Raw genomic sequence first — 13,493 nt, forward strand, 5'->3', positions numbered from 1 at the left:
CGTCGATCAGCCGTGGCTCATCATGTCCATCGGCATGCGATCATGGGCACATGGGTGACCGTCCATGGGACTTGGTATAAGGGCCGGCGACGAATTCAGAAGCAGAAACGTGTCCGCGATCGGCGCCGTATCATGATCCACGAGATGGACGAAATTGTGGCTGCCATGCGCGCCACCAAGTGCCCACCCCGTATTTAATTTCCCTTTTGCGGGATAAAGATGGAAGAATCCCGCCCCGGCAGCGAAACTCTTCACCTTATTATCTGGGCTTTTGGAGAAATCGACAGGCTGCCCCTTGACGATCGCAGAAAATATCATGTCAGGGACGGTTCGCTCGACCTCTATGTCCACGATCAGATCCGCGCCTTCTGCTTCCCAGATCGCCCAGTCGCGGGGAAGCGCCACGACCCCCTCGATCGTCTCGTCGCGAATGTGCACGGTTTTCATGGTCGCCATGTCCTTGAAGGGCATGTCGGCGAAATCGTCCTTGTAGATGGCCGTGGGACTTGTGAACCAGGCGCTCTCGAACCTCTCGGCCGGCCTGCGCGAACCATAGATCAGTATGATGTTCATTTTCATCCGGATCCCGGTCGGCTGCGCCTCTCTCAGAGCCGTGAACGCGCTATCCTGCGCGGTGGAATTGTAGACTCGCCTCGAATATGTGCGGTCCCCCAGATTGGCGCTCACCTTGACCACACCAAGCGTCCCGCCACCAACGGGAGACGGCGTAAAGGTCAGGTTGATCACGGCATTTTTCGGGTCGCCATAGTCATTCGTCACGGAAAGATCGACAGGCTGGCCGGCGGGACGGGTACATATATAGTCCTGCTTGAGTAAATCATTCAGAGAAAAAGAACTTGTTTCGCTATATTTATCGGCAATTACGCCATCTTCGGCAAACAGTCTCGGATATATGCTTTTGTATCCAACTGGTGCGGCACTCTGAAATTTGGTATCGATGCTATCATTCAGAATAAGAATAGCATCCGCCCATTTTTCAGTCAGACGCAGTTGAAGCGAGGTCTGCCGGACAGCCTGCTGACCATCTTCAAGATCGACACCGAAGCTGACAACAATGCCGCCATCCGCGCCGCTCACCGTCTCGGCATTGGCCGCAACCTCGCCATAGGTGAACACATTCTTCAGAGCCCGCGGATGATAGGTGCCGTTGAGCCTTGGCTTCTGGCCCGACCAACTGAACGTGTCGTCGATGATGAGCAGTCCATCACTGCCGGCAATATCGCCGTCAATGAAGAGACCGGGGGCATGCATCACCCCGGTGAGGGCATTGGCCTCGCAGCGCATATAGTATGGATGGATCCGCCAGGAGGTCACCTCGCCCTCCGGGGTCTGAAGCTTCCGTTCCTCGATTTCCAGCCAGAAGAAGTAATACCTGTTCAGGAAGAAGCAGAGCACCACATCGGACAGAAGATCATAGGTCCGCGGGATCGTGACTTCCTGCCAGAATGTCCAGTCGAGCGCCTTGAGGTACCGGGACGGGTCCGCCAATGCGGCTATCGCCGCGTAGTCCGCCTCAAGCTTGCGATAGAAGAAGTGCCCCGATTCCCAATGGGCGTTGGCGAGAAAATGATAGGTGGCATGCGACGACGTGCCCCCGTCCCCACGCTCGACATAAATGCTGCACAGGCTCAGATCGCAACAGCCGGCCAGGCCCGCCATATAGGCGTTCACCGCCGCCTCGACACTGTCCTCACTGACATCGCCGCCCGAGACGGATCGCAGCAGATCGTTGAATTCCGGAGAGGTAATGTAGCGCAACTCCGGCTCGATATAGTTCTGCGGATAGAGTAGCAGCTTCTGGTTGGCCTCCCATTGACGGTAATATCTGTTGAGGCGCCATTGCGCGGCAAGGGCCGGCCGATCGACGAAGTCCACTCCCTGCTCAAGCCCGTTGAGCGCGCGACTGATATAAAGCTGCAAGGAACTGGTCGCCTCGACGAGCCGGCTGGTCGGCACGGCGCTGGTCACCTGCACATCGAGCAACAGATGGCTGTAGAGCGACTCGCGGTCCCTGACCTCGTCGGCAAGGTCGGGATCGGCGGCGATCGTGGTGCGCATATAGGCCGCGACCAGCGCATCGCGCCTGAGCTCGGCGAGCGCATGGCGAAAGCCGGCTATCTGGCTGCCCCCCTTGAAACGCGCGAGCCCGGCTTGGGCTCCGGCCGCCGCCGCCGCCCAGTCACCACCCGCGAGCGGACCGCTCACGGCCTTGAGCGCGAGCAGCTCGGCGGCGCCGATATGGAGGGTATCGGCCAGGCGGGCATGGCGGGCCACCGCGTCGATCGTGCTCAGATCGTCGGCTACGCCGTCGGGCCCGACGAGGGGCACCAGATAGGCCATAACGTCCGTGGCCGGACAGTCCAGCAGGATCGCGAGCATGTCCTTGCAGGCCGTGTGCCAGATCGCCACGTCCTCGGCCGAGGCCTCCGCCCCCGGCCGGCCATCACGTGCCACCGTCAGATAGCCCAGCCACGCCTCGTCCGTCGCGGCACCGATCTGAAGCGTCGCGAAGCGGTGGAACGCGACGAGTTGCTCAAGGCAAAGCGCCCGGGGCCGCGGCCCATCCGGCCCGCTTTCGGCCGCGTCCGGGGTCAGCCAGTCGGGCCTCCAGGCGATGAGCTGCAAATCGATATCGCCCAAGGCCAGGGCATCGACTGCCGCGGCATGGCGCCGCAATTCCTGAAGCCGGAACAACGCGGTCGCGGCGTCGGCGCCGGCCAGCAGGGCATCGAGAGCGTCGAACGAATTGGTCTGCGCCCATCTCATCAACGCGCCGGCGCCCGAGGCCGTCAATGTGCTGCCGAAGGTTCCAAGGGCACGCTCAAGCGTCAGGGCCTGCGCGTCACGGGCCTTTTCAAGAAGCGTGACCAGCCGGTCCAGCCGCGAGGCGTTACCGTCGAGGTCGAGGTCGACGGTGTGACCGTCTTGCAGAAAGTCGCGGCATATCGCCGATATGGCCGCGCGGTCCATGCCCGGATGAAACACGCCAGAGGCCCGATACAGGCCACCCGCCGCCCGCATATGCTCGTGCCAGATCTCCCCGGCGATGGTGACCGGCACCGCGTCCCGGCTGTCCCATGTCTCAAATCCGCGAAAGCTGTCGGCACGTCCAAGCGCCGGCGCGACCGCCGCGGCCAGACCGTCCAGCCAGGCGCGGTCGGCCTCGCTGGCCCGCAGGCCAGTGGTCGCGGTCGGCGTCAGCAGCGCCAGCAGCGCATCCGGCGACAGCTCCGCCTCGGCCATCCACCGGACCAGTCCGATGATCTGGTCAAGGGCCGTGCACAGGCGCGCGGTCCCGTCGGCGGTTTCGTTCCTGACCGTCAGATCACGCAGAAGCTGGTCGTCCACGGTCGACTGTCCGCTCACCAGCGCCACCAGCCGCAGACCGGACAGCAGCGGCCAGCCGATCATGCGGAAGACCGTCGCAAGGCGATACAGCGCGCCGAGGCCACGGGCGTCGACGGCGGTCCTCAGGGCGAAATCTGCACCGAGCGCATCGACCAGCGCGTCCAGCTCAACCACGGAAAGCCTGAGCCCGCGGCACACCATATCGGCAAGGCCGGTGTCGTCGATCGGGGTCCCGGCCTCGGTGATCATCTGGTGCAGGGCGGTCGCGTCATCCCCGAACAGCGCGCGCAGGAGCGAGATTTCGGTCTGCTCCAGCCCGGAGGTCACGCCGTCGGCGCCGGCGACCACCATGTCCGCCCGCCAGAAGGGGCAGATCTCGCCGAAGAGCGCCGCATAGGCCCCTGGCCCCAGATCGAAAGCATCCCGGTACAGCCGATAGCCCGCCAGCACCCGCAGACCGGTGGCGGTGAGATGCCGGCGGGCGACCCTGTCCCACGCCGACCCGGGATTGCCCGCCTCACTCACGCCCGGCAATGCCAGCAGCCAGTTGAGATGATGAAAGTCCAGCCCGGTCGCGTGATGCAGGCGCGCGAGATAGTTGAACCCGCGCAGTTCGGGCGGCGCCACATCGATGCTGTACAGATAGACATAGGTATGGCCGCCCCGGGTGATGAGCTGGAAGGGCACCTCATTGTCGAGAAATGATGTCGCGTAATCCTTCGGGGCAACCGGCCGACCATTTTCCTGGTGAACGACATAGAGCCCCAGCAACTGGACGAGCCGGTCGAAGTCCAGATCGAGGCGCGCCATCAGCTTGACGACCGTACTGGTTTCCAACTCGTTCGTCACGCCGTAGAGGCCACCCAGAGTGGTCGGATGGCTCTCAGGAGGAATGCCGGTGTCCTCGATGAGCAGGGCGATTTCGCTGCCGCCGCCCGATGCCTCGTCCACAGCACCGGTCAGCCCCAGAAGCCCTGCCTGATCGCTGGCGAGGCAGACATCGGCGCGGAGCGGGAACACACTTCGGGACGTCTGCGCACCGACGTCGTTGAGCGTCGTCCCGCCGATCTGGGCGAGCGCCGCCCGCGTCGCAGATGCCGGCTCATCGAAGGGCAGCGCGATCGGATAAAAGGTCGTGCGGATATCGATCGCGCCCAGCCCTGCCGCCAACACCTCGTCGACCAGCTCGATGGTGGCGATTTCCTGCTTGAGATTGGTTTCGCTCAGCACGAGCCGGGCAAGATCCGGCCGCCGGATCTCCAGCCGGCGGGCCCCCTGCTCAGGCGGCATGATGCCGATCTCCTCGTCCAACCCCATGGCGATGCGATAGAGATAGCGCAGATAGGCGGCGGGTGACTGGTTCGATTGCAGGCTCGACGGCCTGGCATAGACCTGCCCGCCCGCCGACCGCACCACCTCCTCCATCTCCACCGACAAACTGGAGCTTGTATGGCGCAGCCCCTGGTTCATCGGGTCTTTGACCGCCAGCATGTGCCGCATCAGCCGGTAGCCGCGGATCGCCTCACGTCGGGCCCGGCCAAAGAAATCCTGTGTCGCCTCGCCTGGCGTCTCGCCCTTGCCCGCCCGGCGCGACAGAAGCCTGTTGAGGCCGGAGAGCGACTTGCAGGCCGCGACCTCGGCCGCAGTCTCCAGGCCGAAGGCTGCGAGATCGGCCTTCAGAGCCTTCGGACAGGTCGCCGCGGCGATCCGCTGATAGAGCGGATCCGTGGCCATCTCGGCGAAGGGAATTGCCTGCGATGCCGCGAGACCGCTCTGGCGTAACGCCCGTTTCTCGGCGACCCTCGCCGCCCGGCTCTGATATCGCCGAGGTGACGACGCAGTCTCGACGCTCAGACGCGCCAGATGGCGCTCCGGGGTTCCGATCGGGCTATCCATGACGATCCATCCGCTTCAGGCGATTATGATCGGTCAAGCCTAATGCAGTGGTTGCAGGATTTCACGACCGAAGTCGTTTTTGGATTGAAATTTCAATGACACTGCTGCGGAACGGCAGTCACCTGTAAGACGAATGACAGCGGCATCAACGAGCATTGTCGTCCGGGTGACGAGATGATCACCACAGTCTGAGCATCGAGTCCGGACGACGAATCCGGGCCTGCCGCCGCCGATCCGATCAGGCCGGCGGCAATAGCCGCTTCTCCATGACGATGGTCCGTTCGACCCCATGGTATTCGTCGCGCAGCGCCACGAAGCCGAGCGTGGCATAGAAGCCTTCGGCCGTGACCGAGGATGGCACGACCAGCCGGGACAGCCCGCCCGCCCGGGCCAGATGCTCGATCGCGGCCATCAGTGCGGCGCCGGCACCCTGACCATGGCGGTCCGGTTGGACGAAGACGCTGCGCACCGTGGCCCCGTCGAGACTTGCCGTGCCGATCACGCCAGTTTGCGCCACAGCCACCAGAACCCGCCGGCTCGCCATGCGCGCGGCGACGGCCGCGGGCGAAAAATTCGCCGCGACCGCCGCGATGACCTGGGCGGTGTAATCCGCCGCATTGGTCTGGCGCAGGGCCTGAAGCGTGATCCGGCTGATGGCATCGGCATCATCGATCACCGCCGGCCGGATCGTTATGGCAACCGAGGTCATCGCGGCTCCCTGGGCCGAAGGACGGCCTTGATCAATGGGCCGAATGATCGGTCTTCTTCATTCCATGGCCGTCATGGGCATCATGGCCAGCCGCACCCGCGCCCGGCTTCTCGATCACCAGGTCGACATCGACCGTGCCGGCCGTCTCGAAGGTCAGGGTCGCCGGCACCTTGTCGCCGGGCATCAGCGGCTGTTTCAGCTTGATCAGCATGATGTGATAGCCGCCGGGCGCCAGCACGGCCTCGCCGCCGGCCGGAATCTCGATCCCCTCGACATGGCGCATGCGCATCACGCCCTTGTCCTCGAAGCTCTCGTGGATCTCGGCGGCCTCGGCAACCGGGCTCGACACTGAAACCAGCCGATCGGCGGCCGCGCCGTGGTTCTGAACGCTGAGGAAGGCGCCGGCGGTGCCGCCGACATTCACCGAGGCGCGCGCCCAGGGATGATCGATATGCAGATCGCCGGCCGTGTAATCATGGGCCGAAGCGGCACCTGCGGCAAGCATCAGGGCGGCACCGGCAATGCCGGCGCGGATGGTGCGGGAGATGATGGACATGGAACCTGTATCCTGTCGTCGCGATGGAAATGACCGTGATCCTTGCAGGGTCAGCCCGCGAAGACAGGCGGCGCGCGTGCCGGCGCCGGTGACACGGCGGCGGTGATATCGACAGGGGATGCCGGCCATGGCCGGTCGGGGCCCGCCTGCCGCATCGCCGGCAGCGGCAGGGGCGCGGGCTCGGCCGGCGGCATCGCCGCCTGAGCCGCCAGACAGTCATGACAGACGGCACCCGGCACGGCACCGCGATCGTCGGGCCGGCTGTCGGATGCCGTGGGCGAACAGATCTCCAGAACCTGTCCAGGGGACAGGACCATCGCCAGCGCCATCGGCGCATGGGCGATCACGCCCATCATCTGTGCCAGCGCCGCCAGCAGCAGAACCATCGCCGCCCGGCAAAGCCGGCGGCGCGGATGGGGTCTGATCTGGCGATGGCCGGGTGGCATCTGGCGGCAAAACCTCAGGGCGCGCGTTGCGTCACGTGCGTCGTCTGACCAGACCATGGCGGGTCGCGGCGGCTTTGGCAAGCGATCGGCCGCTGCCGCGCGCATCGGTCACGCCCGGCCGCCGCACATCGCCGCCATCAACGCAAAACGCCCGGCATGATCCCATGCCGGGCGCTTGCGCCGAAGGATCGGCGCCATCAGGCGTCGAGCTTTTCCGTCAGCAGCTTGTTCACCACCTGCGGATTGGCCTTGCCGCCGGTCGCCTTCATCACCTGGCCCACGAAGAAGCCGGCAAGCTTGGTCTTGCCGCCTTTGTATTCCGCGAGCTTGTCGGGGTTGGCCGCGATGACCTGATCGATGGCCGCGGCGATCGCGCCCTCGTCGGAGACCTGCTTCAGCCCCTTGCGGTCGACCACGGCCACGGCGGTCTCGCCGGTCTCAAGCATCTCGGCGAAGACTTCCTTGGCCAGACGGCCGGAAATCGTGCCGTCCTGGATCAGGTCGACCAGCCCGCCCAGATTGTCGGCGGTCACCGGGCTGTCCTCAATGCCCTTCGACAGCCGGTTCAGCGCGCCGAACAGTTCGGTGATCGTCCAGTTCGCGACCAGTTTGGCATCACGCCCGGCAGCCGCCGTCTCGAAAAACGCGGCCGATGCCTGCTCACCCACCAGCACACCGGCGTCATAGGCCGACAACCCATACTGCTGCTGGAAGCGCGCCTTCTTGGCATCGGGCAGTTCCGGCAGCGCCGCGCGCTGGGTCTCGATGAACGCGTCGTCGAAGATCAGCGGCAGCAGGTCGGGATCGGGGAAATAGCGATAGTCATGCGCGTCTTCCTTCGAGCGCATCGCCCGGGTCTCGCCCTTGGCCACGTCATACAGCCGGGTCTGCTGCACGATGGTGCCGCCGTCCTCCAGTACACCGACCTGACGGTGCGCCTCATACTCGATCGCCTTCATGATGTGACGGACCGAGTTCAGGTTCTTGATCTCGCAGCGCGTGCCAAGCTCGCCACCCGGACGGCGGACCGAGACATTGACATCGCAGCGCAGCGAGCCTTCGTCCATATTGCCGTCGCAACTGCCGATATAGCGCAGGATCGTGCGCAGCTTGCGCATATAGGCACCGGCCTGTTCGGGGGCGCGCATATCCGGCTTCGACACGATCTCCATCAGCGCCACGCCCGACCGGTTCAGATCGATCAGGGTCTCGCCCGGCCGCTGGTCGTGCATCGATTTGCCGGCATCCTGTTCCAGATGCAGGCGCTCGATGCGCACGATCACACTCTCGCCGTCGTCCAGATCGACAACGACCTCGCCCTCGCCCACCACCGGCTGCTTGAACTGCGAGATCTGATAGCCCTGCGGCAGATCCGGAAAGAAATAATTCTTCCGGTCGAACACCGAGTGCTTGTTGATCTGGGCGTTCAGCGCCAGCCCGGTGCGCACCGCCTGAGCCACGCACCATTCATTGATCACCGGCAGCATGCCCGGCATCGCCGCATCGACCAGCGACACCTGGGTGTTGGGCTCGGCGCCATAGGCGGTGGCGGCGCCGGAAAACAGCTTGGCGTTGCTCGACACCTGGGCATGGACCTCAAGACCGATCACGATCTCCCAGTCGCCCGTGTTGCCGCGGATCAGGCCCATCAGACAGTCCCCCGAACCATGGCCGGCACCGCGTCGAAGCCCGAGGCCTGCTCGATCGCGCGGCCCACGGCCAGCACCGTCTCTTCATCGAACGACCGCCCGATCACCTGCAGGCCCAGCGGCAGGCCGTCGGCCGACAGTCCTGCCGGCACCGAGATGGCGGGCAGGCCGGCCAGACTGGCCGGCACCGTGAACACGTCGTTCAGATACATCTGCACCGGATCGTCCATCTTTTCGCCGAAGCGGAAAGCGGCCGATGGCGCGGTCGGCGTCAGGATCGCATCCACCTGCTCGAAGGCCGTGGTGAAATCGCCGGCAATCCGGGTGCGGACCTGCTGAGCCTTCAGATAATAGGCGTCGTAATAGCCGGCCGACAGCACATAGGTGCCGATCATGATCCGCCGCTTGACCTCACGACCGAAGCCTTCGGCGCGCGACTTCTCGTACATCTCGCCCAGGCTCGACACATTGGCGCGGGTGCGGTGGCCATAGCGGACACCATCATAGCGCGCCAGGTTCGACGACGCCTCGGCCGGGGCCACGATGTAATAGGTCGCCAGCGCGTAGCGGGTGTGTGGCAGGCTGATCTCGACCACCTCGGCACCGGCGGCCTTCAGCATGTCGATGCCCTGCTGCCACAGGGCCTCGATCTCGGCCGGCATGCCGTCGACCCGGTATTCCTTGGGAACGCCGATCCTCAGGCCCCGGACGCCCCGGTTCACGGCCGCGCGGAAATCCGGCACCGCGATCTCGGCCGACGTCGAATCCTTCGGGTCATGGCCGGACATGGCGCCCAGCATGATCGCCGCGTCCTCGACCGTGCGGGTGATCGGCCCCGCCTGATCCAGCGAACTAGCGAACGCGATCATGCCCCAGCGCGAGCAGCGGCCATAGGTGGGCTTCAACCCGACCAGACCGCAGAACGACGCCGGCTGGCGGATCGATCCGCCGGTATCCGAACCGGTGGCGGCAATCGCCGAGCGCGCGGCAACGGCCGCCGCCGAGCCGCCTGACGAGCCGCCCGGCACCAGGAAGCTGTCGCCATCCGGCCCCCAGGGGTTGCGCACCGGGCCCTGCACGCTGGTGATGTTGGCCGAGCCCATGGCGAACTCGTCCATGTTGGTCTTGCCCAGCATCACGGCGCCGGCCGCCTTCAGCCGCGCGCTGACGGTGGATTCGTAGGGCGGCACGAAATTGGCCAGGATCGCCGACGAGGCGGTCGAGGCGACGCCCTCGGTGCAGAACAGATCCTTGACCGCGATCGGCACGCCGTCCATCGGCCCCAGCGCCTCGCCCCGGGCGCGGCGGGCGTCCGAGGCATCCGCCAGCGCCAGCGCGATCTCAGGGGTTTCAGCGACATAGGCGTTCAGCTCGCGGGTCTCGGCCATCCGGTCCAGATGGGCCTGGGTCAGGTCGCGGGCGGTCACCGCGCCGCGCGCCAGGGCGTCGGCGGCGGTGGCAATGGTGAAATCGGTCGCTCGGGTCGCCATCGCGCTCACTCCACCACCTTCGGCACCACATAGAACACCGGGTCGCCGACCGGATTATTGGCCATCACCTTGTCGCGGCAATTGCCATCGGTCACGACGTCCGGGCGCTGCGGCAGCCCTTTGGCCGAGGCACCGGTCATCGGCGCGACGCCCTGGGTGTCGACCTCGCGCAGCAGCTCGACCCAGTCCAGAATGGCCCCCAGCTCGCGGGCATAGCCGTCGAGCTCATCTTCGGGCACGTCCAGACGGGCGAGGGTGGCGATCTTCCTGACGGCGGCTCGATCGAGCGTCATCGTCGCTGCCCACTCCATTGAATCCAGCGGTCGGTTTCGCGAAAACCGGCGGTCAATCCTGACGACGGCCGCCTACCCGGGCCGGTCGACGGCGGATCATGCACCTTCGCGTGTGCATGCCCGCCGTGCTTGACATCCATGGCGGAAAAGCGGCCAGATGGCGGCTCTCGACACACCCGTTCAGCGGCAGCGAGGCGGCAAGGTAGCACCCGGCATGACGAACCGCAACCCCGCCCCAGAGGCCGATCTCAGCCCTTGGCAGCTTGCCCGTATCCTGCCCGCCCGCGGGCGGATCATGGGCCTCGACGTCGGCACCAAGACCATCGGTGTGGCGGTGTCCGACGAGCGGCGGCAGGTGGCGACACCGCTTGAGCTGATCCGCCGGACCAAGTTCAAGATCGACGCTGTGCGGATGGTCGATATCGTCCGCGAACGCGCGGTCGTGGCCGTGGTCATCGGCCTGCCGGTCAATATGGACGGCACCGAGGGGCCGCGCTGCCAGTCGATCCGGCAGTTCCGCCAGAACCTGGCCGAGCATCTGGATCTGCCGATGCTGTTCTGGGATGAACGCTGGTCGACCGCCGCCGTCCAGCGCCACATGATCGATGCCGATCTGTCGCGCAAGCGCCGGGCGGAACTGGTCGACAAGGCTGCCGCCAGCTACATCCTGGAAGGCGCGCTCGACGCCATGAACCGGCCGCCGCCGATCTGGGAACGCGATACAGCGCCCGATGATCCCAAGGACGCCGGATGACCTACGGGACGCCCGATACCCCGCGGGAAGGCTGGGACCGCTGATCAGGGCGATCGGATGCGGGGCTGAGAGCCGGGGGCCTGAAGCTCGGAGAAGTGCCCGTTGCAGAACCTCTGGCGGCAGCGGTTTCCCGTCAGCCTTGCCAAGGCGGCGGCGACTGCGGCGGTCCTGCGACACATTCCGACGATATGCACCGCGATCCGAGACATATCTGATGTTTACGTGGCATTTCCGGTGACGGCCGCAATCCGCTCGTGTAGCGTCTCGCTCATGACTGTTGAGACACCAACCGAGCCGACACCGGCCGCTGTCACGGCGGCACGGACGCGGTCACGGCAGCCGCGCCGGCCAATGGCCGGGTGGCTGGCAACCGTGGTGTATGGCTGCGTGCTGTTCTCGGCCGGTGGCGGTCTTTATGTGCAGTACCAGGAACGTTTCGCGCGGTTGATGTCCGATCGCCAGGCCCGGTTGCAGACCGGCGCCGAGATGATCGCCACCAGCGCGCGGATTGCGGCTGCCGAGGTCGATGCCCTGGCCATTGCTGCCACGATGGCGATCACCGACCGGTCCGCCCAGCCGCTGCCGATGCTGCCGGACGGACCGGTGGGAGCCGGGGATGACGGCGGAACAATGCCGATGTTCCAGGTGCCACCCGGCGCGGGTATCTCGGGCCGGCTGACCGGTCGCCTGCACCGCGATCCCGACCGGGCGATGGTGATGGCGGCGGAGGTCGCGGCCGCGGCGCGGATCGAGCCGTTCATGCTGCAGGCCCTGCGTCAGTTGCCCGAAGCCGCCTGGATCTACTACATCTCGGATCTGGGCTTCCTGATGCTCTATCCCTATGGGCCATCGTCGCAGACCCGGTTCCACGACGATCTTCTGACCGGCGCGGTGCTGACGCCCGCACGCCCGGCCGTCAACCCCACCGGCCGGCAGTTCTGGACCGCCCCTCATGACGATGCCGCAGGCAGGGGGCCGGTGGTGACCCTGGTCAGGCCGGTTCTGGCCGATGACCGGTTCCGGGGTGTCATCGCCCTCGACGTCACCATTGCCGCCATCGCGTCGATGCTGCGGCAGATCGGCACCACCGCCGGCACGCCGATGCTGGTGGATGATGCCGGACAGATCGTGACGGCGGCCGATGCCAGTCCCGCAGGCTTATCCCCCGCAGGCTTATCTCCCGCAGGCTCATCCCACACAGGCGGAGCGGTGCTGCCGGTGGCAGGGCAGACCATCGACGCCGTGTGGCAGGCGTCTGGCGCACGGGGATCGTTTGCCGATGCCCGCACCGCCGGCGATGATGGCACCATTCGGGCCACCAATGGCATGGCGCTCTTCACCCGGCCGATCGCCGGCACCCCCTGGACATTGGTGCACGTCACCGATCTCAGGCAGACCCAGGCATCGGTGCTGGCGATGATGTGGCCTGAAGCGGTGGCGGCCCTGCTGCTGCTGTCGATGCTGCTGGCGCTGGAGGTCAATCGCCGGACGCTGCGGTCGCTGATCCGCAAGCGCGCCCTGCTGTCGGCACGGGTCAACGAACTTGCGCATGCACGAGAGGATCTGGCGCGGGCGCGCGATGAAGCCCAGGCGGCAAATCACGCCAAGACCGCCTTTCTCGCCCATATGAGCCACGAGTTGCGCACGCCGCTGAACGCGGTCATCGGCATGGCCGAGACACTGAAGGCACAGATCTTCGGGCCGCTGGTACCCAAGCAGATGGAGTATGCCGGCGACATCGCCCATGCCGGCAGCCATCTGCTGGAGCTGATCAACGATCTGCTCGATCTGGCGCGGATCGAGGCCGGCGAGGCGACGCTGGATGAAGAGGTGGTGATGGTCGACGATGTCGTCCGGCCCGCCATCGCCATGATCTCGGGCCGGGCCCGCAAGGCCGGGCACGTCCTGCACCTGATGACACCGTCCCGACCGGTCGCGGTCAACTGTGACAGCCGCAAGCTGCGTCAGGTTCTCATCAACCTGCTGACCAATGCCGTGAAGTTCACGCCCGATGGCGGCCGTATATCACTGGTCGTGCGGCTGATGCCCGACCGATCGCTGACGATGACCGTCACCGACAACGGCCGCGGCATGGCGGAGGACGAGATCCCGCGCGCGTTTCAGCCGTTCAAGCGCATCGATATCGACCCGATGGTCCGGCGCCAGGAAGGCACTGGTCTCGGGCTGTCGATCGTGAAGTCCTTCGTGTCGCTTCATGGCGGCATGCTGCATGTGCTCAGCACACGGGGCGGGGATGTCCCGGTCATTGTTGAAAAAGGGAGAGCGGCGTTGCTCGCCTTGAGCCGTTAGGCTCGGGGTGTCGAATCCTCA

General features: G+C 65.7%; 9 protein-coding genes. 2 read left to right on the forward strand and 7 right to left on the reverse strand.

The window, feature by feature from the left end; translation table 11 throughout:
* Positions 1-6: 6 nt before the first annotated feature.
* From IEW15_RS23495 to gatC, 7 genes are all read right to left on the reverse strand, one after another.
* Positions 7-5,265 (reverse strand): neuraminidase-like domain-containing protein, encoded by a 5,259-nt coding sequence (locus IEW15_RS23495; protein ID WP_188582631.1) that lies wholly within the window; start codon positions 5,263-5,265, stop codon positions 7-9.
* A 238-nt stretch (positions 5,266-5,503) separates the two neighbouring features.
* Entirely contained in the window at positions 5,504-5,974 is a 471-nt protein-coding gene (locus IEW15_RS23500) for a GNAT family N-acetyltransferase (protein ID WP_188582633.1), read from the reverse strand.
* Between the two features lie 31 nt (positions 5,975-6,005).
* On the reverse strand, positions 6,006-6,530 hold the full coding sequence (locus IEW15_RS23505; protein WP_188582635.1) for a copper chaperone PCu(A)C: 525 nt from the start codon (positions 6,528-6,530) through the stop codon (positions 6,006-6,008).
* A 50-nt stretch (positions 6,531-6,580) separates the two neighbouring features.
* Positions 6,581-6,976, reverse strand: coding sequence for a hypothetical protein (locus IEW15_RS23510; RefSeq protein WP_229708601.1), 396 nt, complete (start codon positions 6,974-6,976; stop codon positions 6,581-6,583).
* A 197-nt stretch (positions 6,977-7,173) separates the two neighbouring features.
* On the reverse strand, positions 7,174-8,625 hold the full coding sequence (gene gatB / locus IEW15_RS23515; RefSeq protein ID WP_188582637.1) for an Asp-tRNA(Asn)/Glu-tRNA(Gln) amidotransferase subunit GatB: 1,452 nt from the start codon (positions 8,623-8,625) through the stop codon (positions 7,174-7,176).
* Entirely contained in the window at positions 8,625-10,115 is a 1,491-nt protein-coding gene (gene gatA, locus IEW15_RS23520; protein ID WP_188582640.1) for an Asp-tRNA(Asn)/Glu-tRNA(Gln) amidotransferase subunit GatA, read from the reverse strand. Before gatA ends, gatB begins: the two co-directional genes overlap by 1 nt.
* 5 nt (positions 10,116-10,120) lie before the next feature.
* Positions 10,121-10,408: an Asp-tRNA(Asn)/Glu-tRNA(Gln) amidotransferase subunit GatC gene (gatC, locus tag IEW15_RS23525; RefSeq protein WP_188582642.1), complete on the reverse strand. Its 288-nt coding sequence runs from the start codon at positions 10,406-10,408 to the stop codon at positions 10,121-10,123.
* Between the two features lie 214 nt (positions 10,409-10,622).
* On the opposite strand from gatC, the gene ruvX reads away from it, so the two are divergent.
* A complete protein-coding gene (ruvX, locus tag IEW15_RS23530; RefSeq protein ID WP_188582648.1) occupies positions 10,623-11,162 on the forward strand; it encodes a Holliday junction resolvase RuvX in 540 nt (179 codons plus the stop codon).
* Positions 11,163-11,513: 351 nt separating this feature from the next.
* A complete protein-coding gene (locus IEW15_RS23535) occupies positions 11,514-13,472 on the forward strand; it encodes a PDC sensor domain-containing protein (protein WP_229708604.1) in 1,959 nt (652 codons plus the stop codon).
* Positions 13,473-13,493 lie beyond the last annotated feature (21 nt).

Origin of the sequence: Tistrella bauzanensis, from assembly GCF_014636235.1 — a bacterium.
Taxonomy (GTDB): Bacteria; Pseudomonadota; Alphaproteobacteria; order Tistrellales; family Tistrellaceae; genus Tistrella; species Tistrella bauzanensis.